The sequence below is a fragment of the Streptomyces sp. SYP-A7185 genome (genome assembly GCF_046103685.1).
GTDB lineage: Bacteria > Actinomycetota > Actinomycetes > Streptomycetales > Streptomycetaceae > Streptomyces.
In genome coordinates, this window is the sequence record NZ_CP122310.1 from 2,689,159 (window position 1) to 2,711,157 (window position 21,999).

Consider the following 21,999-nt stretch of genomic DNA (forward strand, 5'->3'; position numbering starts at 1 on the left):
CACTACTGTAGCCGCGCGGCCGACCCCAGACTCATGGACATGGCAACGAACTCCCTCACCGAGGGCTCCCGTTCGGCGGGCCGCCCGGCGCCCCCGCTCCCCGACCCGGCAGCCCGGCCCGGCCCCGGCAAGGGCCGCACCTCGCCCGGCCTCACGCTCACGGCGGCCCTGCTCGGCTTCGCCCTGATCACGCTCGACGCCTCCGTGGTGAACGTGGCGCTGCCCGCGATCGGCGACTCCCTGGGCGGCGGCATGTCCGGCCTCCAGTGGGTCGTGGACGCCTACACGCTGGCCTTCGCCGCCCTGATGCTCTCCACCGGCGCCCTCTCCGACCGGATCGGCGCGACGAAGGCGTACGCGATCGGCATCGCGGTGTTCACCGCCGCCTCGGTGGCGTGCGGGTTCGCGCCGTCGCTGCCGGTGCTGATCGGCGCGCGGGTCGTGCAGGGCGTGGCGGCCGCCGTGGTCCTGCCCGCCTCGCTCTCGCTCGTCCGCCAGGCGTACGGCGACGCGGCGAGGCGGGCGCGGGCGGTGGCCCTGTGGGCGGCGGGCGGTTCGGTGGCGGTGGCCCTGGGCCCGGTCGCGGGCGGCGCGCTGACCACGGCGTGGAACTGGAGCGGGATCTTCTTCATCAACGTCCCGCTGGGGGCCGCGGCGCTGGTCCTGCTGCTGCGGGCGCCTCGCTCGCAGCGCCGGCCCGCGCCCCTGGACGTGCCGGGCCAGCTGCTGGCGGTCCTGACGCTGACGGCGGTGACGTTCGCGGTGATCGAGGGCGGTACGACGGGTCTGGCCGCCCTGGCCGTGGCGGTGGCGGCAGGCGCGCTGTTCCTGTGGACGGAGAAGCGCCAGGCGCATCCGGTGGTGCCCCTGGGCCTCTTCCGCGACCGGACGGTCGCGATCACCGTGGCGGCCGGAGCCGCGTGCAGCGTCGCCTTCTACGGGCTCGTGTTCGTCTTCAGCCTCTTCGCCCAGGAGGTGCAGGGGCGTTCGGCGCTGTGGGCCGGGCTGATGTTCCTGCCGATGACCGGGCTCATCGCGGTCACGAACGTCGTCGCGGGGAAGCTGGCGGCGCGGGTGGGCCCGCGGCTGCCGATGCTGGCGGGCCAGAGCCTGGCCGTACTGGGCCTGCTGGCCCTGCTGTGCACCGACGCGACGACACCGGCGCTCGGCCTGGCGTTCCTCATGGTGCCGCTGGCCCTGGGCTGCGCCCTGACGATCCCCCCGCTCACCGCGGCGATGATGGAGGCGGTGCCCGCGGACCGCGCGGGCCTGGCGGCGGGCGTCCTCAACTCGGCCCGCCAGGTGGCCGGCGGCCTGGGGATCGCCGCCTTCGGAGGGCTCGTGGCCGGGGACTTCGTTCCCGGGATGCGGGTGAGTCTGCTGATCGCGGCGGGGCTCCTGACGGTGACGGGAGTGGCGACGCTGGGGCTGCGCCGGGGACGCTGACGCCCGGGCGCCGGACGGGCCGAGGTGGCCGGCCCATCCGGCGCGTGAAGCCGGACACCGCGCGCCCCGTTGATCAGCGGGGCGCGCGGCCGGGGGTCAGGATCCGTCCCTGAGGCCCTGGGGCCAGTTCGGCCGGAACTCGATCTCGTCGAACGTCGCCACGCACCCCTCCCCCACGGGGGACTGCGCCATGAAGCCGACCAGGGCCGCGCCCGCCGTCTTCTCCTCGCCGAGCGAGAAGATCCGGACGAACGTCCACCGCTTGCCGTCCGACGACGCGTGGAACGCGAACGCCGAGCCGGTGCGGCTTATCCGGAGCCAGACGCTGCTGCCGTCCACGACGAACGCGTTCGCGTCGTCGGAGCGGCCGCGGGTGACCACCGTGCAGACCGTCGCCTCGTCCGGCGACCGCTCCAGGCACAGCTTCGCCCACTCCCGGTCGCCGACGTGGACGTACAGGACGCCCGCGTCGAACGCCGCGGCGAAGCCCACCGTGACCCGGGCGATGAGCTGGAAGTCCCCCTCGGGGGCGCCGAGCAGACGCGGTGCGTCCGACGCGGGGTCCAGCGCCTCGCCCGTCGGCGGGACGAAGCGGTCCTGCCGGGAGCCCGCCCAGCCGGTGAGCACCCCGTCCTCGTACGACCAGTTGCCGTCGGGGCCGTACGTGCGCAGGGAAAAGGGCAGTTCGGAGATGTTGACGTCCATGGGCGTCAGTGTTCCAGGCGCCCGTCGTAGCGCCGCGGGAGCCCCAGCGGGTTGTCGTCGCGCAGCTCCGGAGGCAGCAGCGCGGCGGGCGTGTTCTGGTACGCCACCGGGCGCAGCCAGCGCTCGATCGCCGTGCCGCCCACCGAGGTGGAGGTGGACGTCGTCGCCGGGTAGGGACCCCCGTGGTGCTGTGCGGGCGCCACCGCGACCCCGGTCGGCCAGCCGTTGACCAGCAGGCGCCCGGCCAGCGGCGTCAGCTCGGCGAGCAGCGCGGCCCCGCGCCCCTCGCCCGCGGCCTCCTCGGCGGACAGCTGGACCGTCGCCGTGAGGTTGCCGGAGAGCCGGGTGAGGGCGGCGGTGATCTCCGCGTCGTCCTCGTAGCGCGCGACGACCGTGACCGGGCCGAAGCACTCCTCCAGGAGCAGGTCGTGCTCGCCCTCGGTGGCGAGTCTGGCCGCGGGGACGGTCAGGAAGCCCGCGCTCACCGTGTGCTCGCCGCCCGCGCCCGGGGTCACCGGTGCTTCCACGTCCGGCAGTTCACCGCGCTCGCGCACGCCCGCCACGAAGTTGTCCCGCATCCGGTGGTCGAGCAGGACCCCGGCCTCGGTGTCGCTGACCGCGGCCGTGAGGGACTTGACGAGGCGGTCGCCGCCCGCGCCCGCCGGTGCGAAGACCAGGCCGGGCTTGACGCAGAACTGGCCGACGCCGAGCGTCATCGAGCCCGCGAGTCCCGTCCCGATCTCCTCCGCGCGCTCGGCGGCCGCCGCCTCGGTCACGACGACCGGGTTGAGGGAGCCGAGCTCGCCGTGGAAGGGGATCGGCACGGGGCGGGCCGCCGCCGCGTCGAAGAGGGCGCGGCCGCCGCGGATCGAGCCCGTGAAGCCGGCGCCGGACACGAGGGGGTGCTTGACGAGCTCCACGCCCGCGTCGAAGCCGTGCACGAGGCCGAGGACGCCGTCGGGGATGCCGTGCAGGGCCGCGGCCCGCCGCAGCGTCGCCGCCACCAGCTCGGAGGTGGCCGGGTGGTCCGGGTGCGCCTTGACGACCACGGGGCAGCCCGCGGCGAGCGCGCTCGCGGTGTCGCCGCCGGGGACGGAGAAGGCGAAGGGGAAGTTGGACGCGGAGTAGACGGCCACGACGCCCAGCGGGATCTTGTAGCGCCGCAGGTCCGGGATGGGCGGTGTCGCGCTGCTGTCGGGGTGGTCGATGACGACGCCGAGGAACCCGCCCTCGTCGACCACGTCCGCGAAGGCGCGGAACTGATAGCAGGTGCGGGCGAGTTCACCGGTGAGCCGGACGGGACCGAGCGCGGTCTCCGCGTCCGCGGCCTCCACCAGGTGATCCTTGGCTCCGTCGAGCAGGTCGGCCGCGGAGCGCAGGAAGGCGGCGCGCACGGCGCGGTCGGCCAGCGCGTCCTTGGCGGCCAGGGCGGCGCGCACCGCCTGGTCCACCTCTTGGGCCGTGGCTTCGACCGCAACCTGCTCGCGCTGCTTCCCGGTTCGGGGGTCGACACTCCAGACTGGTGCTGCTGCCACCGCGGGCTCCTCCAGAGGTGATGCCACAGATGTGCTGCCACCCACCTGGGCTGTTCGATATGCTGAACGCTGTCTCCGATGATGAATAGCGGAGACTTCGGAGACTATTTCTCGTCGAACTAAGGGGTCAAGGGCGATGTCGGCTGGCGAGACTGGCGGGGCACAGGTCAAGTCCGCGGTGCGGACGGTGGAGTTGCTCGAATACTTCGCGGGCCGGCCCGGAATGCACTCCTTGGCCGCCGTCCAGGAAGCCGTCGGCTACCCCAAATCCAGCTTGTACATGCTCCTTCGTACGCTGGTGGAGCTGGGCTGGGTCGAGACCGACGCGACGGGCACGCGGTACGGCATCGGGGTGCGGGCCCTGCTGGTCGGCACCTCGTACATCGACGGCGACGAGGTGGTGGCGGCGGCGCGGCCGACGCTGGACCGCCTCTCGGACGACACCACGGAGACCATCCACCTGGCGCGTCTGGACGGCACGAACGTCGTCTACCTCGCCACGCGCCAGTCCCAGCACTATCTGCGGCCCTTCACGCGCGTGGGCCGCCGCCTCCCGGCGCACTCGACGTCCCTGGGCAAGGCGCTGCTGGCCACCCACACCGACGAGCAGGTCCGCAAGATGCTCCCGGAGACGCTGCCCGCGCTCACCGAGCACACCATCACCGACCGCGAGAAGCTGATCGAGGAGCTGCGCACGGTCCGCGAGCAGGGCTTCGCGGTGGACCGCGAGGAGAACACGCTCGGCCTGCGCTGCTTCGGCGTCGCGATCCCGTACCGGACACCCGCGCGGGACGCGATCAGCTGCTCCGTGCCGGTGGCGCGGCTGACGCCCGCGCACGAACAGATGGTGAAGGACGCGTTGTTCGACGCCCGGGACCGACTGACACTGGCGACTCGTAGGCTCTGACCATGATGAGCATGGATGTCGTTCTGCGCCCGGTCCACGACAGCGATCTCCCGGTCTTCTACCGGCAGATGAACGATCCCGAGTCCAGCCGCGTCGCCGCGTTCACTTCGCCGAAGACGGCCGACCGGACGTCCTTCGAAGCCCACTGGAAGGGCATCCGGGAGTCGGCCGACGTCGTGGTGCGGACGGTCCTCGCGGACGGCGACGTGGTGGGCAGCGTGGCGGTGTACGGGGAGCCGGGCGAGCGCGAGGTCACGTACTGGATCGACCGCTATTACTGGGGCCGGGGCGTCGCCACGGCTGCCCTGCGGGGGCTCCTCGACGAGGTCGCGGAACGGCCGCTGTACGCGCGCGCGGCGGCGGACAACACGGGGTCCCTGCGGGTGCTCGAGAAGTGCGGGTTCCGGGTGACGTCCACGGCCCGGGGGTTCGCGCACGCACGGGGCGAGGAGATCGACGAGGCCGTGCTGATGCTGGCGTAGGCGCCCCGGGCACCGATGTCGCCGGGCGCGCCGGGCCCGTCCTCGAACGCCGCGCGGCCCGAGAACACCCGGCCCGGCCTGCGTCCGAGGCCGCCTCTCCCCGCCTCTCCCCCGTGCGGCGGACCCGGATCGTCGTCGCGCAGGACGTGCCCCGCTCCCCTTCACGGGAGCGTGGACGGCATGAGCCAGACCCGCCGAGCACTACGCGCCCTCGCGATCCTCGCCGCCCTGCCCTACCTCACCCTCAAGGTCGCCTGGATCGCGGGAAGCCACGTCGGCATCCCCGAGGACAGCAGCCTGCTCGACCACCGCGTCGCGATGGCCTTCGCCAACGGCCTCACCGTGCTGATGGACGCGTGCGTCATCCTCCTCGCCCTGCTCCTGACCCGCCCCTGGGGTCTGCGCACCCCCGCCTGGCTGCTCGCGTTCCCCATGTGGGCCGCCACCGGGCTGCTCACGCCGATCATGGCCGGGTTCCCGCTCCAGCTCCTGGTCAAGGCGTTCGGCGGGAGCGTCGCCCGGCCCTCCGAGGACAGCGGCGGCGCCTTCCTCGACGAGTGGGTCTTCGGCGTCGTCTACGGCGGCTTCATCCTCCAGGGCCTCGCCCTGGGCACCCTGTTCGTCCTGTACGCGCGAGACCGCTGGGGCCACCTCTGGCGGGGCCGGGACGAGGGCCAGGACCGCGACGGCTTCGGGCGGGCCGCCGCCGTCGCCGCCGCCCTCCTGGCCCTCGTCCCGGCCGCCCTGCACCTCCTCTGGATCACCGGCTCCACCGTCGGTCTCGACGAGGCGCGGATCGAGGCACGTACGACCGACTTCTTCGTCCTTGAGGCGATGGACCTGGTCTACCTCGGCTCCGCCGTGGCCGGCGGGCTGCTCATCGCCTTCCGCCGGGTCCCCGCCCTGCCCGTCAAGGTGCCGCTCGCCCTGGCCTGGACCGGCTCGGGCGCGCTCGTCTGCTGGGGCGCCTGGCCGCTGTTCGCCTCGCTCGCCGGCGTGGACGACATCGCCCGGCGCCCGACGGCGGGAATGCTCCTGACCTACTCTGTGCAGATGATCGTCGGGACGCTCGTGGCCGCCCTCGCGGCGCGCTTCCTCCGGGAGCGGGCCAATGCGGTCACCCCGGAGACACGGCTCCCCGCGTGAGCGCCCGCACGGCGGTCCTGGCGGCCCCGGGGGCGTTGTTCGGGCGGCGGGCCCGGCGCCGGTGGATCCATCTGATCCTCGGCGGCGCGCTCGCCATGCCGTACGTCTTCGTGGGCTCCGTCGTCGTCGGACCGCTGCTCGGCGAGGACGACGTCTTCGGCTCGCTCACCTCCCAGCTCGGCGCGTTCGCCGCGGGGTTGCCGCTGGCCGCGCTCACCGCGCTCTTCCCGCTCACCCGGCCCATGTCGGCGGCCGCCGTACGCGCCCTGTGCGACGTGCCGGGCGACGCGCTCGCCGACGGGCCCGCGCGGTCCCGGCAGGCGCGGGGGCGGACCGTCGCCTGGTTCACGCTGCACCTCGGGGTCGGCGGGATCATCAGCGGGATGTCGCTCGCGCTGCCGCCCTTCGCGGTGGTGCTGATCGCGCTGCCGTTCGCCGCGGCCCTGCGGGACGGCGAGCTCGCGATGCCCGAGGTCCTCGGCGAGGGCTGGGTCCTCGCGCTCTGCCCGGTCTTCGGGATCCTCTCCCTCGTCGCGCTCGCGGGGTGCGCGGCGGCGGCCGGCGGCCTGCTCGCCCGCTGGGCGCCCGAACTCCTCGGGCCCTCGCCCGCCGACCGGCTCGCGGCGGCCGAGCAGCGCGCCGCGGACCTGGCGGTGCGCAACCGGCTCGCCCGGGAGCTGCACGACTCGGTGGGCCACGCCCTGAGCGCCGTCACGCTCCAGGCGAGCGCCGCCCGCAGGGTCCTCGACCGCGACCCGGAGTTCGTCCGCGAGGCGCTGGCCGCCATCGAGGAGACGACCCGGCGCACGGTGGGTGAACTGGACGCCGTCCTCGGGGTGTTGCGGGAGGGCGGAGACCAGGCGAGCCCCACCGCCCCCGCACCCACCCTCGCCGCGGATCTCGACGGGCTGCTCCAGCGCACGCGCGCGGGCGGCCTGCGGGTGCGCGCCACGGTCGGTCTCGGCCCCCGAGGCGCGGACGCCCTGCCCCCGATGGTGTCCCGCGAGGCCTACCGCATCGTCCAGGAGAGCCTGAGCAACGCCCTGCGGCACGCGGGCCCCGCCGCCCCGGTGACGCTCACGATCGCCCTGGACGGCACCGACCTGGTGATCCTCGCGGAGAACCCGCTGCCCCGCGGCGCCCCCGCGGCCCGCCCCGGCGGCGGCCACGGCCTGCGCGGCATCACCGACCGGGCCAGGCTCCTGGGCGGCACCGTGCGGACCGGGCCCGCCGACGGGGTGTGGCGCGTGCGCGTACGCCTCCCTCTGAAGGGCCCCGCGTGACGGCCGTCGCGCGGGCCACCACGACGACCGCCGCGAGGACCCGTATGCCGACCGAACCGAAGGGAGCCGAACGCACATGACCGAGACGGCCGCAGCCCCCATCCGCGTCGTCCTCGCCGACGACGAGCGCATGGTGCGCACCGCCCTGCGCGTGATCCTCTCCGCCGAGCCCGACCTGGAGGTCGTCGGCGAGGCGGCGAGCGGCGCGGAGGCGGTGTCCGTCGTGCGCGAGCTGGCGCCCGACGTGGTGCTCATGGACGTCCGGATGCCGGAGACCGACGGCATCCGCGCCACCGAGCAGATCCTGCGGACGCAGGCCGACCCGCCGCGCATCGTGGTCGTGACGACCTTCGAGAACGACTCCTACGTGTACGAGGCGCTGCGGGCCGGGGCCTCCGGGTTCCTCCTGAAGCGGGCCGACGCGGACTCGCTCGTGCAGGCCGTGCGGCTCGTCGCGCGCAGCGACTCGCTGCTCTTCCCCGCGGCGGTGCGCGCCTTGGCCGCCGAGTACGCGCGCGAGACGCCCGCGGCCCCGGCCTGGGTGGGCCGGCTGACAGGGCGCGAGAGCGAGGTGCTGCGGCTGATGGCCAAGGGGCTGACCAACGCCGAGATCGCGGGGCGGATGGGCGTGGGCCCGGCGACGGTGAAGACGCATGTGGCGGCGGTGCTGGCCAAGACGGGGGCGCGGGACCGCACGCAGGCGGTGATCGCGGCGTACGAGGCGGGCTTCATGAAGACGGACTGACTCCGGAAAGCTACGGGAGCTTCGGGGCGGTCCAAGCTCCCCGTGTGAGTCCCCGTATGAGGAATCTCTAAGAAACCCGGCAGAACGGAACGAATACGTCCGGGCCGCTCGTCCTTTTATGGGATGAACAAGACGATCAGGAACGCCTCGGTCTTCACGCTGCTGCTCGTGCTCGCCCTCCTGGTGCGGGCGACGTGGGTGCAGTTCTACGACTCGAAGGCACTCGCGGACGACAAGCTGAACCGGCGCAACGTGATCGAGCAGTACGCGAACCCGCTGGGCGACATCATCGTGGGCGGTGAGGCCATCACCGGCTCCGAGCGGACGAAGGGCGGCGACCTCCGGTACAAGCGCACCTACAAGGACGGCGACCTGTACTCGTCCGTCACGGGCTACAGCTCGCAGGTCTACGGGGCCACGCAGCTGGAGGGCATCTACAAGGACGTCCTCGACGGCACCGACACCCGGCTGAAGAACCCGCTGGACACGGTCACCAACAAGCGCGCCGACCCCGGTGACGTGGTCACGACGATCGACCCCGCGGTCCAGAAGGCCGCGTACAAGGCGCTCGGCGACAAGAAGGGCGCGGCGGTCGCCGTCGACCCGAAGTCGGGCAAGATCCTCGGCATGGTGTCGACCCCGTCGTACGACCCCTCGGACATCAGCGGGTCCACGGACTCCAAGGCGTGGCAGGCGCTCCTGAAGGACGAGGACAAGCCGCTGGTCAACCGCGCGCTGCGGCAGCCGCTGCCGCCCGGTTCGACGTTCAAGCTGGTCGTCGCGGCGGCGGCCCTGGAGGACGGGCTCTACGGCTCGGCGGACACCAGGACCACGAGCCCCAACCCGTACACGCTCCCCGGGACCACCACGGTCCTGAAGAACGAGAGCGCGAGCGCGCCCTGCGAGGACGCCACGATCCGTACGGCGCTCCAGTACTCGTGCAACAACGTCTTCGCGAAGATGGCCGTCGACCTGGGCCAGGACAAGGTCAAGTCGATGGCCGAGAAGATGGGCTTCAACGCCGACAAGCTGGACGTGCCGGTGCGCGCCGCCGAGAGCGGCTACCCCTCGGACATGGACCGGGCCCAGACCGCGCTGACCGGCATCGGCCAGTTCGACGTGACGGCGACGCCGCTTCAGATGTCGATGGTGTCGGGGGCGATCGCCAACGGCGGCGAGCTGGTCTCGCCGCACATGGTGTCCCAGATCACCGACTCGAACGGCGACGTCCTCGAATCGTTCGACGACCCGGACTCCGAGCGCGTGATGAGCGAGGACACGGCGAACCAGCTCCGGTCCGCGATGGAGACGGTCGTCGAGAAGGGCACCGGCACGAACGCGCGGATCAGCGGCGCGGACGTGGGCGGCAAGACGGGCACGGCCCAGCACGGCGAGAACAACAGCAAGACGCCGTACGCCTGGTTCACGTCGTACGCCAAGGGCGGCGACGGCAAGGAGGTCGCGGTGGCGGTCATCGTCGAGTCCTCGGACGCGGCGAGGTCGGAGGTCAGCGGCAACGGCCTGGCGGCGCCGATCGCCAAGGCGATGATGTCGGCGGCGCTCAGGTCGTGACCGCCGGGTGAGCGGCCGTCGCGGGGTGCCGGCGCTTGCCCGCCTCGACGGGCTACGCCCGGGGCGTCCATCCCGGGTCGCGGCCGCTCAGCCCGATGACGCGGTCGAGCAGCGGGGCGTCGTCCGGGACCGGGACCACGGGCCCGAACAGGCTGCTCCCGGAGTCGTCGCCCTCCGCCGGGGTGAGCAGCCCCTGGGCCACCCGCAGGCTCGTCTCGTCGGGCGCGTACGCCTGTCCCGTCGCCCGCGCCACGTCCCAGCCGTGCACGACGAGTTCGTCCAGGGCGACCGCCCCCGCCACGGCCCCCGGCAGATCGATGCCGCCGGCCCGGGTCATGCCCTCGTAGGCGGCCGGGTCGCGCCACACCTCCACCAGTTCGTCGAGCAGCTTCGGCAGCTCGGCGCGCCACCCGGGACCCAGCTCCGGCACGGCGTTCCCCGGGGCCTGGTCGAGGTGGGCGCCCAGTTCCTTGCGCCCGGCGTCCCGGAACGCCCCGGTCAGACCGACCAGATGCCCCAGCAGCTGGCGCACCCGGTACTCCGGACAGGGCGTGGGCCCGTCGAGCTGCTCGTCCCGCACCCCTTCCGCGATGGCCGCCACGAGCCGGGCCTGCGGCGCGAAGTCGATCGTCTCGGTCATACGTCCTCCAGAAATCCGGGCGGCCCCGCCCCGCGGACCGCACTCCCTGCCCTGTAGACCGCCCGGACACCGCCAACTCATCGCCGAAGCCGTCCGGAAAACCGGCCCACCGGCTGCACCGCACCCGGCGGCCCCCACGGACCAGCCGGGATCTACCGCACCTGCCCTACGCCCCACCGGGTGCCTTAGAGCCACGATCACCTGCCATGACACCGACGATCACCCGGATCCTGCGCGACCGCGACGCGAGCCTCTGCCTGGGCGCGGTGCTGGTCTCCGGCTTCGGAAGCTCCGCGATGTGGCTGGTCTCCGGGATCTGGGCGAAGGAGCTGACCGGCTCGGACGGTCTGGCCGCCCTGTGCGCCTTCGCGCTCTGGGCCCCTGCCCTGGCCGGCCCTCTCCTCGGCACGATCGCCGACCGCACCCGCCGCAGACCCCTGCTCGTCGCCACGAACCTGGCCCTGGGCGCCCTGCTGACCACCCTCCTGCTGGTCGACTCGGCCGGCACCCTGTGGATCCTGTACGCGGTGCTCTTCCTGTACGGGGCGTGCGGCGCCGTCACCGACGCGGCGGAGGCGGCCCTGGTGGCGGCGGCGGTCGGCAAGGACCTCACGGGGGACTTCAACGGCCTGCGGATGGCGGCGAACGAAGGCATGAAGCTGGTCGCGCCGCTCGCCGGAGCGGGCCTCTTCGCCGCGCACGGGGGGGCGCGGGTGGCGCTCCTGGACGCCGCCACCTTCGTGCTCGCGGCCGGGATGTTCACGCTGCTGCGGGTGCGTGAGGAGGCGCCCGTGCGCGACGACTCGGGCCGGCGAGGGCGCACCGCCGAAGGGGCACGCCACGTGTGGGGCGATCCGCGGCTGCGTCCGCTCGTCCTCGCGGGCGGTCTGACCATGCTGACCTCGGGGATCAGCGGGGCGGCGGTCCACGCGGTCGTGGCGGGGCTCGGCCGCTCCCCCGCGTACACGGGCGTGCTGTATGGCGTGCAGGGCGCCGGTTCGGTGCTCGTCGGCCTCGCGTCGGGTGCGCTGATGCGGCACTTCGGAGAACGCCGGTTCGGGGGCGCGGGCATCGCGCTCACCGCGCTCGCCGTGGTCCTGCACGCGCTGCCGTACGACGCGGCGGTTCTCGCGGGCAGCTTCGTCAACGGCCTCGGGCTGCCCTGCGTGCTGATCGCGGGCCTGACCGCGGTGCAGCGCGAGACCCCGCGGGCGCTGCTGGGCCGAGCGGCGGCGACGGCCAACACCCTGATGTTCACGCCGACCGCCCTGGGCATCGCCCTGGGTGCGGGACTCGTCGAGACCGTCGACCACCGCGTCCTGCTGCCCGTCCTGGCGGGGGCGCGGCTGCTGATCGCCGCGCCCCTCCTCACGGGCCGTCCGGTGCGGGCTACTTCACGTCCGCCCACCGCTTGATCGTCGCGATGGCCTCGGCCTGGTCGGCCGCGGGGAGCTTGGCGATGGAGGCGCCGTGGTTGGAGGCCGGGGCCTCGTAGCGGTAGGAGTCCCGGTGGCTCGGGGTGAACTTCTCGGCGCTCCACGGGTCGTTCTCGCCGTAGACGAACATCATCCGCTGGCCGCGGGTCTTCACCCAGTGGTCGACGTCCGCGATCGTCCCGTTGCTGTACGAGCCGCGCATCCCCTCGGGCAGGACGGAGTTGGGCTGGTAGAGGTCGGGATAGCGGCGGACGTCCTTGAGGTGCTTGAACTTCAGGTCGGCCCAGCCGAGCTGGGTGGCGGCCTGGCGGTAGTAGGGGCCCGTGCCGTTCGTGCCGAGGGTCTCGTCCTGGTAGACGCTGAAGCCGTGCTTCTTCGACCAGTCGTAGAGCTCGTCGTCGGTGGCCTTCTTCGCGTCGGGCACGGTCGGGCAGTTGTCGACGGTGCCGCTCTGCCAGAAGTTCCACACCTGGTCGAGCACCGCGAACTCGTAGGCGCGGTCGGTGGTGCCGAGCGTCTCCTCGAAGGTGTCGCCGGCCTCCTTCGCGTCCGCCTCGAACCTGGGGATCAGCGCGTCACGGCGGACGAGCATCTCGCGCTGCACGGCGTCGAGCGCGGCCCGGCACTCGGCGGTGCCGACGGACTTGAAGAACCGTTCGTAGCCGCTGTCGTCCCTGTTGTTCGCGTCGTTCGGGGCCACGAACGCGACGACCGCGTCCAGGTCGTCGGGGTAGAACCGCTCGTGGTACGTCGCCGTCATGCCGCCCTTGCTGGCGCCCGTGCCGAGCCACTTGCCCTTCTCGATGCCGCGCAGGGCCCGGGTGAGGCGGTGCTCGTCGGCGGCCTCCTGCTGCACGGTGAGCTTGGACCAGTCCGATCCGGCCGCGCCCGAGGGGCGGGACTGCTCGAAGTAGCGGTGCTCGACGCTGACCTGGTTGGCGTCGATCAGCTTGGTGAGCGCGGTGGTGTTGGACGCCAGGGTGTAGCCGCCGGTGTACAGGACGGTCGGCTTGTCCGTGGCCTTGTGCCAGAGCGTGGCGCGCTGCGTGAACGTGCCGGCGCGCGGGTTTTTGTGGTCGACGGGCTGGGCGTAGGAGAGCGTGTAGAAGGGGTGTCCCTCCCGGTCGGCCACGGAGACGACCTTCATGCCGGGGATCTGCTCCAGGCGCTCCCGGATGTCGGGGGCGGCGGCCTGTCCGTCGTCGGACCGTGCGGCGGCGGGTCCGGCCCCGCCCAGTACCGCCGCGCCCGCCATGATCCCGGCACAGACCAGCGCCGCTATCCCCTTGTCGCGCACCTTGTCTCCTCGTACTGGAGCGAATGGTTGGGCGGATGGTAACCGCTTCCACTCGGCGGGCGACAGAGGGTGTCCGTGGCGTGTGCGCCGGGGTCAGTCCAGCTGCGCCAGGGCGGTCCGTACGTGCGCGAGATCCGCGTCCGACGCCAACCCGGCGTGGTAGAGCCGCAGTTCGTCCGCGCCCAGCGTGACCGCGTGCGCGGCGTCGGCGGCGAGGGTCGCGGGGCTGCCGCCCATGCCGGAGACGACGGTGAGGTTCGCGGCGAGGGTGGTGCGGGCCGTGCGGTGCGCGTGGAAGGGCGTCAGCGCTCCGGCGCCGCCGGTGCAGGGCACGACCACGCCGTCGGCCACGGAGAGGATGTGCTCCGGGTCGACGCCCGCGTTGGCCCCGCAGTGGTACGCCACCGGGTCGGCGTGCAGCAGTACCCGGAAGCCGTCCGGGGCCGCGGCGCGCACCGCCTCGACGGCCGCCTCCTGGAGCGTGCGGGCGGTTTCCTCGCGCCACGCGCGCGTGGCGGTGGCAGGGCCGGCGCCCAGGAGCTTCTCCACCGCCTGCCAGCCGCCGGAGGGTTCGTCGCCCCGCCACACGGGCTCCAGGGCGCGGCGGACGCCGGCCGCCGCCTCGGCCGGGTCGAGCCCCTGTCCGGCGTACCCGGCACGGCAGTCCGCGCAGAAGCACAGCGACATCAGGTACTGCCCGGCCTCCCCGAGCGGCACCCCCGCGATCTTGTCGTGGGCGTGCAGATGCGCGAGGCCGTACCAGCCCAGGGACTCCAGCTCGGTGCCGCGCGCGCCGGGGCGCACGGCCGCCTCCGCCGCGAGGTCGACGAGGTACGCGCGCGTGGCGGGCCGTGCGATGCAGGGCGCCCAGGGGTAGCGGTCTCCGTAGGCGTTGACGACGGAGGTGTCCGGATGCTCGGCGCCCATGCGGGAGTTGTGGGCGAGGACCACCCAGCTGTGCACGTCCAGCCCGGCGTCCGCCAGCGCCTCGGCGGCCTCTCCGTAGGCGTCGCCCGGGGCCCAGCTTCCGGCGGCGTACGGGCGCGGTTCCCGGCCCGCCCAGCGGCCGTCGGGCTCGTAGAGGACCGCCGCGTGCTCGGCGGTGACGACGCGGTGGCGCGGGTGACGCGGGGTCAGCGCGCGCGTGGAGTGGTAGGCGGAGGCGAGGGTGACCTGCTGGACGCCGAGGTCCGCGACGCGCGCGGGGGCCGCGGGGTCGCCGACGACGTCCCAGGGGTACAGGAAGGCGGAGGTCCTCACGCGCCCTCCTCCCGCACCAGGGCGTGCCCGCGCTCGGTCAGCTCGGCCAGGCGCTTGACGTGCTCGTCGGCGGGCTCGTGCAGCGGCGTCCGGACCCCGCCGACGTCGAGCCCGGCCAGGCGTACGCCCGCCTTGACGAGCGAGACGGCGTATCCCCTGCCCTCGGCGCGCAGTTCGACGAAGGGGCGGTAGAAGCCGTCGATGAGCCGGTTGACCGTGGCGTCGCCCTCGGGGGTGCGGGCGTTGAACGCCCGGTGGAAGGCGAGCGCGATGTCGGGCGCGAAGCAGAAGACCGCCGAGGAGTAGAGCGACACGCCGATGCCCCGGTAGGCGAGGCCGGTCAGCTCCGCGGTGGGCAGGCCGTTGAAGTAGAGGAACTCCTCGGGGACTTCCGTTCGCACGGCGCTGACGACGCGCTGCATCAGGTCCATGTCGCCGAGGCCGTCCTTGAAGCCGATGATGCCCTCGGTGCGGGCGAGGCCGACGACGGTCTCCGGCGTGAACACGGCGTTGTCGCGCTGGTAGACGATGACGTCGAGGGAGGTCGCGGCGGCCAGTTCGGCGTAGTGCCGCAGCAGCCCCTCCTGCCCGGCGACGACGAGATAGGGCGGCATCGCGAGCAGCCCGTCGGCGCCCGCCTCCTCGGCGAGGCGCGCGTACCGCACGGCCAGCGCGGTGCCGTACCCGGCGCCCGCGACCACCGGCACCCGGCCCGCCGACTCCTCGACGGCGGCGGCGACGCAGTCCCGGAACTCCTCGGGCGTCAGGGCGTGGAACTCCCCCGTGCCGCAGCAGGCGAAGACGGCCGCGGCACCCGCGTCGACGCCCGCGCGCACGTGCGCGCGGAAGACGTCGAGGTCGACGGCGCCGTCCGGACCGTACGCGGTGACCGGGAAGAACAGCGGCCCGCTGGGGATGTCGAGTCGAGCGGCGAGGGGTGCTGACGTCACGGGCTCTCCCTTAGCGTGCACGTTTCTGATCCACGTCCATATTTCTGAACGCACCCACGCTAAGCCGCCCCTTGAGCCCCGGTCAAGCGTCAAGGTCCGCAAGAGAACCGCGATTCGTCCGCCGATTCAAGAGCGGATTCGCGGCCTCCGTACGACACTTGACGCGACGAGCCGTTGATCCTTAGCTTGTCCACGGATATGAATGACATACGTGGATGCGAACACATGTCGTAGCCACGCACGCCGTCGGCCGATCCACCGCTGATCCGAGGAGACCCCCTCATGCCCGCTCCCCGCACCGTCCTGCTCACCGGCGCCGCAGGCGGCCTCGGCACGTTGATGCGGGGGCTCCTGCCGGCCTACGGCTACCGGCTGCGCCTGCTCGACGTGCGCCCCATCGAGGGCGAGCCGGACGCGATCACCGCCGACCTCGCCGACAAGAAGGCGCTGCGCGAGGCCGTGCGGGGCGTCGACGCGGTCATCCACCTCGCCGGCATCTCCCTGGAGTCCTCCTTCGACAAGATCCTGCGGGCGAACGTCGAGGGGACGTACAACCTCTACGAGGCCGCGCGCGAAGAGGGCGTCGGCCGGATCGTCTTCGCGTCGTCGAACCACGCGGTGGGGTTCACGCCGCGGCCCGTCGGCGACGACCCGCTGATCCCGATCGACACCCCGCGCCGTCCGGACACCTTCTACGGCCTGTCGAAGTCCTTCGGCGAGGATCTCGCCCAGCTCTACTGGGACAAGCACGGCACGGAGACCGTCTCGGTGCGGATCGGCTCGTGCTTCCTGGAGCCGACGAGCGTACGGATGCTGTCGGTCTGGCTGAGCCCCGGTGACGGAGCCCGGCTCTTCCACGCGGCGCTGACCGCCCCCTCGGTGGGACACACCGTGGTCTACGGCTCGTCCGCGAACACCCGGCTGTGGTGGGACCTCACGTCCGCACGGTCCCTCGGCTACGAGCCCCGGGACGACTCCGAGCAGTACGCCGAGAAGCTGGTCGCCGAGCAGGGTGAACTGGACCCCGCCGACCCGGATCACGCGCACCTGGGCGGCCACTTCTGCACGAATCCCCCGGTGTGGCCCCACTGAGGGCATTCCTCCCCCGGGGCCGCCAGGTTGCGTTTTCGGCCGTACGGCGTTCCACAACGCGTCCCGCGGCCCCCATTCGGGCACCGAACGGGCACCCTCCACCCCCCGAACGGGCACGCCCTCAGCCCGAAGCAGAGGCCGCGGCCCTGCCAAACGGGCACACCCGGGCACCATCGCTCCCGTTCCGAGCCTGGTCACACACCGCCGCCCGGCGGTAGAACTTTCCCCCAGGGCCCGAACGGGCACGGCGAGGGAAGGAGGCGGCCATGACCGCGGAAGAGCGGCAGCGGGAAATCGTCCGGGTCGCGCGGACCTCCGGCTCCGTGGACGTCACCGCGCTCGCCAGTGAACTGGGCGTCGCCAAGGAGACCGTCCGCCGCGATCTGCGCGCCCTGGAGGACCACGGCCTGGTCCGCCGCACCCACGGCGGCGCCTACCCCGTGGAGAGCGCCGGCTTCGAGACGACCCTCGCCTTCCGCACCACCATGCACGTCCCGGAGAAGCGGAGGATCGCCACCGCGGCCGCCGAACTCCTGGGCGACGCCGAGACGGTCTTCGTCGACGAGGGCTTCACCCCGCAGCTCATCGCCGAGGCCCTCCCCGAAGCCGCCAAGGGGCGCGCCCTGACCGTGGTCACCGCGTCCCTGGCCACCGCGGGCGTCCTCGCCGAGGCCGACAACATGTCCGTCCTGCTCCTCGGCGGCCGCGTCCGCCCCGGGACCCTGGCCACCGTCGACCACTGGACGACGCGCATGCTGGCCGGGTTCGTCATCGACCTCGCCTACATCGGGGCCAACGGCATCTCCCGCGAGCACGGCCTGACCACGCCCGACCCCGCGGTCAGCGAGGTCAAGACGCAGGCCATCCGCGCCTCCCGGCGCACGGTGTTCACGGGCGTGCACACCAAGTTCGGGGCGACGAGCTTCTGCCGGTTCGGGCACGTGGGCGAGCTGGAGGCGATCGTCACCAGCACGCAGCTGCCCGCCTCCGAGGCCCACCGCTACTCGCTCCAGGGCCCGCAGGTCATCCGCGTCTGACCCCCCGAATCCCCGCACACGCCGGCCCTCCTGCCAGGTCTCGGTCTCCTCCCAGGCCCTCCCCTCAGCCCCCTCGCCGTGTCGCCCCCGCACGTTCCGTGGTCCCGCACGCCCTCATCCGCCTCCGACGCAGCCCCGACGCACGCACCACCGCCGCACCACCCACACCCCTCTCGCACCCCATAACTCCTCCCACGTCCCCATATGTTCAGGAGCATTCATGCGAACCCAGAGCCGACGGAGGTCGCGCACACTCGCCGCGGCAGCCGCAGGGACGCTGCTTGCCCCGCTGCTCTCCGGCTGCTGGGCCGGGGCGGGCGGGACCGGTTCAGGCGGCGACTCCATCAACGTCCTGATGGTGAACAACCCGCAGATGGTCGAACTGCAAAAGCTCACCGCCGCCCACTTCACCAAGGAGACGGGCATCAAGGTGAACTTCACGGTCCTGCCCGAGAACGACGTCCGCGACAAGATCAGCCAGGACTTCGCCAACCAGGCGGGCCAGTACGACGTCGCCACCCTCAGCAACTACGAGATCCCGATCTACGCCAAGAACGACTGGCTGCACGAACTGGGCTCGTACACCCGCAAGGACACGGCGTACGACGAGAAGGACGTCCTGCCGTCCATGCGCCAGTCCCTCACCGGGGACGACGGCAAGCTCTACGGCCAGCCCTTCTACGGCGAGTCGTCCTTCCTGATGTACCGCAAGGACGTCTTCAAGAAGGCCGGGCTCACCATGCCGAAGAAGCCGACCTGGCAGCAGGTGGCGAAGCTCGCGGCCGACGTGGACGGGGCCGAGTCCGGCATGAAGGGCATCTGCCTGCGCGGGCTCCCGGGCTGGGGCGAGCTGATCGCGCCCCTGACGACCGTGGTCAACACCTTCGGCGGGACGTGGTTCGACAAGGACTGGAAGGCCCGCCTCGACTCCCCCGAGTTCAAGAAGGCGACGCAGTTCTACGTGGACCTCGTGCGCGAGCACGGCGAGTCCGGCGCCGCCCAGTCCGGCTACGCCGAGTGCCTGAACAACCTCACCCAGGGCAAGACCGCCATGTGGTACGACGCCACGGCCGCCGCCGGTTCGCTGGAGTCGGCCAAGTCCCCGGTCAAGGACAAGATCGGTTACGTACCGGCGCCCGTGGAGAAGACCAAGAGCTCCGGCTGGCTCTACACCTGGGCCTGGGGCCTCCAGAAGGCCTCGCGCAACCCGGACAAGGCCTGGAAGTTCGTCTCCTGGGCGTCCAGCAAGGAGTACGAGGAACTGGTCGGCGAGAAGATCGGCTGGTCGAACGTCCCCGCGGGCAAGCGCGCCTCGACGTACGCCAACGCCGAGTACCGCGAGGAAGCCGCCGCCTTCCAGGACGTCACCCATGCCGCCATCGAGGGCGCACGGCCGCGTGACCCGGGCGTGCAGCCCCGGCCCGCGCCCGGCATCCAGTTCGTCGGCATCCCCGAGTTCACCGACCTCGGCACCCGGGTCTCCCAGGAGATCAGCGCGGCCATCGCCGGACGCCAGTCCGTCGCGTCGGCCCTGAAGAAGTCGCAGAAGCTCGCCGAGAAGATCGCCGAGGAGTACGAGGGACGATGACCGCCACCGCGAGCACCACCACCGCCGCGCCGAAGACCGCGCGCGTGTCCCCGGCCAGGAAGCCGGGCGGGCGGCTGCGGGCCTGGGCCACCAGGGCCCCGCTCCTGCCCGCCCTGATCTTCATGGTCGTCGTCACCCAGCTGCCCTTCGTGGCCACGCTGGTGATCTCCTTCTTCGACTGGAACGCCCTCTACCCCGACGCCCGCAGCTTCGCCGGGTTCGACAACTACGCCGAGGTCCTGACCGACGCGGACCTGCGCAAGTCCGTCCTGACGACCATCGTGCTCACGGCCACCGTCGTGATCGCCAGCCTCGTCATCGGGCTCGGCCTCGCCCTGCTCCTGGACCGGAGGTTCCGGGGCCGCGGCGCGGTGCGCACGCTGCTCATCGCGCCTTTCCTGCTGGTCCCGGTGGCCGCCGCGCTGCTGTGGAAGCACGTGCTCTACAACCCCGAGTACGGGCTCTTCAACGGCCTGCTCCGCTGGGTGGGCGGCGACGGCGCGGCCCAGCCCGACTGGGTCTCCAACACCCCGCTGATCGCCATCGAGGCCTCCCTGATCTGGCAGTGGACGCCCTTCATGATGCTGATCCTGCTGGCCGGGCTGCAGAGCCGCGACAGCGAACTCATCGAGGCGGCCCGCATGGACGGCGCGGGCAACTGGCAGGTGTTCCGCCATCTGACGCTCCCGCATCTGCGCCGCTATCTGGAGCTGGGGGCACTGCTCGGCTCCATCTACATCGTGCAGAACTTCGACGCCGTCTTCACGATCACCTCGGGCGGTCTGGGCACGGCCAACCTGCCCTACACCGTCTACCAGAGCTTCTACCAGGCCCACGAGAACGGTCTGGCGTCCGCCGCCGGCGTCCTCGTCGTCATCGGCTCCATCATCATCGCGACCTTCGCCCTGCGGGTCGTCTCGTCCCTGTTCCGTGAGGAGGCGTCCCGCGCATGAGCACCGCCGTGACGCAGACATCCGCCCGGCCCGGCAGCCGGTTCCGCATCCGGGGCTCGGCGGGCCTCGGCCTCGCCGCCTGGCTGGCCGGGATCCTGTTCTTCCTGCCCATCGCCTGGATGACCCTGACCTCCTTCCACTCGGAGGAGGACGCGGCCACCAACCCGCCGTCCCTGGCCGCCTCGCTCACCCTGGACGGCTACCGCGACTTCTTCGGCTCGGGCGGCGGCGCCAGCCCCTGGCCCTCGCTGATCAACTCGACGGTGGCCTCGCTCGCCTCGACGCTCCTGGTGCTCGTCCTGGCGCTGCCCGCCGCGTACGCGCTGTCCATCAGGCCGGTGAAGAAGTGGACGGACGTCCTGTTCTTCTTCCTGTCGACGAAGATGCTGCCCGTCGTGGCGGGCCTGCTGCCGATCTACCTCTTCGCCAAGAACACCGAGATGCTGGACAACATCTGGCTGCTCGTCATCCTCTACACGTCGATGAACCTGCCGATCGCGGTGTGGATGATGCAGTCCTTCCTGGCCGAGGTGCCGGTCGCGATCATCGAGGCCGCGCAGATCGACGGGGCGCGCCTGCCGACCATCCTCACGCGCGTGGTGGCCCCCATCGCGCTGCCGGGGATCGCGGCGACCTCCCTGATCTGCTTCATCTTCAGCTGGAACGAACTGCTCTTCGCGCGGGTCCTGACGGGCGTCGTCGCCCAGACCGCGCCCGTGTTCCTGACCGGCTTCATCACCAGCCAGGGCCTGTTCCTGGCGAAGGTGTGCGCCGCGTCGCTCGTGATCTCCCTGCCGGTGCTCGCCGCGGGGTTCGCCGCCCAGGACAAGCTGGTCCAGGGCCTGTCGTTGGGAGCCGTCAAGTGAAGGCCGCCATCATCGAGTCCGTCGGCAAGGCCGTCGTCGGCGAGGTGCCCGACCCCACTCCGGGACCGCGCGAGGTCGTCGTCGAGGTCGCCGCGTGCGGTCTGTGCGGGACCGATCTGCACATCCTCCAGGGCGAGTTCGCGCCCACGCTCCCCGTGGTGCCCGGGCACGAGTTCGCCGGTGAGGTGGTGGGGCTCGGCCGTGAGGTCACGGAGCTCGCGGTCGGCGACCGGGTCGCGGTCGACCCCTCGCTCTACTGCTACGAGTGCCGCTACTGCCGCACCGGCCACAACAACCTCTGCGAGCGCTGGGCCGCCATCGGCGTCACCACGGCGGGCGGCGCCGCCCAGTACGCGGTGGCGCCGGTCGCCAACTGCGTGAAGCTGCCCGAGCACGTCCGCACCCAGGACGCGGCCCTCATCGAACCGCTGTCCTGCGCGGTGCGAGGCTACGACGTGCTCCGCGCCCGGCTCGGCGCCCACGTCCTGATCTACGGCTCGGGAACGATGGGCCTGATGATGCTGGAACTCGCCAAGCGCACGGGCGCGGCGAGCGTGGACGTCGTCGACCTCAACGCGGACCGCCTGGCCACGGCCCGGCAACTGGGCGTCTCGGGGTCGGCCGCGGGCGCGGACGAGCTGGAGCGGCCGCAGGGCTGGGACATCGTGGTCGACGCCACGGGAAACGCGGCGGCGATCCAGGACGGCCTCGGGCGGGTCGCCAAGGCGGGGACGTTCCTCCAGTTCGGTGTCGCCGACTACGCGACCCGGGTCAGCATCGACCCGTACCGCATCTACAACCAGGAGATCACCATCACCGGGTCGATGGCGGTCCTGCACAGCTACGAGCGGGCGGCGGAGCTGTTCGCCGCGGGCGTCCTCGACCCCGAGGTGTTCATCAGCGACCGGATGCCGCTGGACACCTACCCGCAGGCGCTGGAGCGGTTCGCCTCCGGCGTGGGGCGCAAGATCGTGGTCGTGCCGTAGGAGCGCGGATGCCGGAAGGGGGCCGGGTTCCGGCCCCCTTCCGGCATTCGGGGAACGCCCGGAAGAAATCTCC

The 21,999-nt window shown here is 72.5% G+C and carries 20 protein-coding genes; 14 read left to right on the plus strand and 6 right to left on the minus strand.

All coding sequences use genetic code 11. From position 1 onward, the window contains the following. Window positions 1-39 precede the first annotated feature (39 nt). The gene (locus QBL25_RS11820; protein ID WP_409056985.1) at window positions 40-1,446 is read left to right on the plus strand and encodes an MFS transporter; all 1,407 of its coding nucleotides are present in this window, start codon (window positions 40-42) and stop codon (window positions 1,444-1,446) included. A 96-nt stretch (window positions 1,447-1,542) separates the two neighbouring features. Here QBL25_RS11820 and QBL25_RS11825 read toward each other — a convergent pair whose 3' ends face one another. Together QBL25_RS11825 and QBL25_RS11830 are read right to left on the minus strand one after the other, a co-directional pair. After that, window positions 1,543-2,151 carry a DUF1349 domain-containing protein gene (locus QBL25_RS11825; protein ID WP_409056986.1) on the minus strand — a complete coding sequence of 203 codons (609 nt, stop codon included), beginning with the start codon at window positions 2,149-2,151 and terminating at the stop codon, window positions 1,543-1,545. A gap of 5 nt (window positions 2,152-2,156) precedes the next feature. Continuing rightward, window positions 2,157-3,686: an aldehyde dehydrogenase (NADP(+)) gene (locus QBL25_RS11830; protein WP_409056987.1), complete on the minus strand. Its 1,530-nt coding sequence runs from the start codon at window positions 3,684-3,686 to the stop codon at window positions 2,157-2,159. A 136-nt stretch (window positions 3,687-3,822) separates the two neighbouring features. Here QBL25_RS11830 and QBL25_RS11835 point away from each other — a divergent pair, with 136 nt between their 5' ends. From QBL25_RS11835 to QBL25_RS11860, 6 genes are all read left to right on the plus strand, one after another. Continuing rightward, on the plus strand, window positions 3,823-4,593 hold the full coding sequence (locus tag QBL25_RS11835; RefSeq protein WP_160504308.1) for an IclR family transcriptional regulator: 771 nt from the start codon (window positions 3,823-3,825) through the stop codon (window positions 4,591-4,593). 11 nt (window positions 4,594-4,604) lie between these two features. Then, window positions 4,605-5,075 (plus strand): GNAT family N-acetyltransferase, encoded by a 471-nt coding sequence (locus QBL25_RS11840; RefSeq protein ID WP_409056988.1) that lies wholly within the window; start codon window positions 4,605-4,607, stop codon window positions 5,073-5,075. 180 nt (window positions 5,076-5,255) lie between these two features. Further along, complete coding sequence (locus QBL25_RS11845; protein ID WP_409056989.1) at window positions 5,256-6,221, plus strand: hypothetical protein; 966 nt, start codon at window positions 5,256-5,258, stop codon at window positions 6,219-6,221. After that, window positions 6,218-7,504: a sensor histidine kinase gene (locus QBL25_RS11850; protein WP_409056990.1), complete on the plus strand. Its 1,287-nt coding sequence runs from the start codon at window positions 6,218-6,220 to the stop codon at window positions 7,502-7,504. Before QBL25_RS11845 ends, QBL25_RS11850 begins: the two co-directional genes overlap by 4 nt. 76 nt (window positions 7,505-7,580) lie before the next feature. Then, entirely contained in the window at window positions 7,581-8,249 is a 669-nt protein-coding gene (locus QBL25_RS11855; RefSeq protein ID WP_409056991.1) for a response regulator, read from the plus strand. Between the two features lie 123 nt (window positions 8,250-8,372). Then, window positions 8,373-9,821: a peptidoglycan D,D-transpeptidase FtsI family protein gene (locus QBL25_RS11860; RefSeq protein WP_409056992.1), complete on the plus strand. Its 1,449-nt coding sequence runs from the start codon at window positions 8,373-8,375 to the stop codon at window positions 9,819-9,821. Between the two features lie 52 nt (window positions 9,822-9,873). On the opposite strand, the gene QBL25_RS11865 is transcribed toward QBL25_RS11860, so the two are convergent. Continuing rightward, window positions 9,874-10,461, minus strand: a complete 588-nt coding sequence (locus QBL25_RS11865) for a TIGR03086 family metal-binding protein (protein ID WP_409056993.1) — start codon at window positions 10,459-10,461, stop codon at window positions 9,874-9,876. A gap of 206 nt (window positions 10,462-10,667) precedes the next feature. Here QBL25_RS11865 and QBL25_RS11870 point away from each other — a divergent pair, with 206 nt between their 5' ends. Further along, complete coding sequence (locus QBL25_RS11870) at window positions 10,668-11,876, plus strand: MFS transporter (protein ID WP_409056994.1); 1,209 nt, start codon at window positions 10,668-10,670, stop codon at window positions 11,874-11,876. On the opposite strand, the gene QBL25_RS11875 is transcribed toward QBL25_RS11870, so the two are convergent. The 3 genes from QBL25_RS11875 to QBL25_RS11885 all read right to left on the minus strand — a co-directional run bounded on the left by QBL25_RS11875 (window position 11,851) and on the right by QBL25_RS11885 (window position 15,404). Further along, window positions 11,851-13,194 (minus strand): S28 family serine protease, encoded by a 1,344-nt coding sequence (locus tag QBL25_RS11875; protein ID WP_409056995.1) that lies wholly within the window; start codon window positions 13,192-13,194, stop codon window positions 11,851-11,853. The two genes, QBL25_RS11870 and QBL25_RS11875, sit on opposite strands and share 26 nt — an antisense overlap. Before the next feature lie 93 nt (window positions 13,195-13,287). After that, window positions 13,288-14,454 (minus strand): hypothetical protein, encoded by a 1,167-nt coding sequence (locus QBL25_RS11880; RefSeq protein WP_409056996.1) that lies wholly within the window; start codon window positions 14,452-14,454, stop codon window positions 13,288-13,290. After that, entirely contained in the window at window positions 14,451-15,404 is a 954-nt protein-coding gene (locus QBL25_RS11885; RefSeq protein WP_409056997.1) for a 5-dehydro-4-deoxyglucarate dehydratase, read from the minus strand. Before QBL25_RS11885 ends, QBL25_RS11880 begins: the two co-directional genes overlap by 4 nt. Before the next feature lie 282 nt (window positions 15,405-15,686). Here QBL25_RS11885 and QBL25_RS11890 point away from each other — a divergent pair, with 282 nt between their 5' ends. From QBL25_RS11890 to QBL25_RS11915, 6 genes are all read left to right on the plus strand, one after another. Beyond that, entirely contained in the window at window positions 15,687-16,496 is an 810-nt protein-coding gene (locus QBL25_RS11890; RefSeq protein WP_409056998.1) for an NAD-dependent epimerase/dehydratase family protein, read from the plus strand. A gap of 266 nt (window positions 16,497-16,762) precedes the next feature. Next, complete coding sequence (locus QBL25_RS11895; protein WP_409056999.1) at window positions 16,763-17,533, plus strand: DeoR/GlpR family DNA-binding transcription regulator; 771 nt, start codon at window positions 16,763-16,765, stop codon at window positions 17,531-17,533. A 220-nt stretch (window positions 17,534-17,753) separates the two neighbouring features. Next, window positions 17,754-19,121 (plus strand): ABC transporter substrate-binding protein, encoded by a 1,368-nt coding sequence (locus QBL25_RS11900; RefSeq protein WP_409057000.1) that lies wholly within the window; start codon window positions 17,754-17,756, stop codon window positions 19,119-19,121. Further along, the gene (locus QBL25_RS11905) at window positions 19,118-20,074 is read left to right on the plus strand and encodes a carbohydrate ABC transporter permease (RefSeq protein WP_409057001.1); all 957 of its coding nucleotides are present in this window, start codon (window positions 19,118-19,120) and stop codon (window positions 20,072-20,074) included. Before QBL25_RS11900 ends, QBL25_RS11905 begins: the two co-directional genes overlap by 4 nt. Next, on the plus strand, window positions 20,071-20,940 hold the full coding sequence (locus tag QBL25_RS11910) for a carbohydrate ABC transporter permease (RefSeq protein ID WP_409057002.1): 870 nt from the start codon (window positions 20,071-20,073) through the stop codon (window positions 20,938-20,940). The genes QBL25_RS11905 and QBL25_RS11910 overlap by 4 nt, the downstream gene beginning before the upstream one ends. Further along, window positions 20,937-21,926 carry a zinc-dependent alcohol dehydrogenase family protein gene (locus QBL25_RS11915; protein WP_409057003.1) on the plus strand — a complete coding sequence of 330 codons (990 nt, stop codon included), beginning with the start codon at window positions 20,937-20,939 and terminating at the stop codon, window positions 21,924-21,926. Before QBL25_RS11910 ends, QBL25_RS11915 begins: the two co-directional genes overlap by 4 nt. Window positions 21,927-21,999 lie beyond the last annotated feature (73 nt).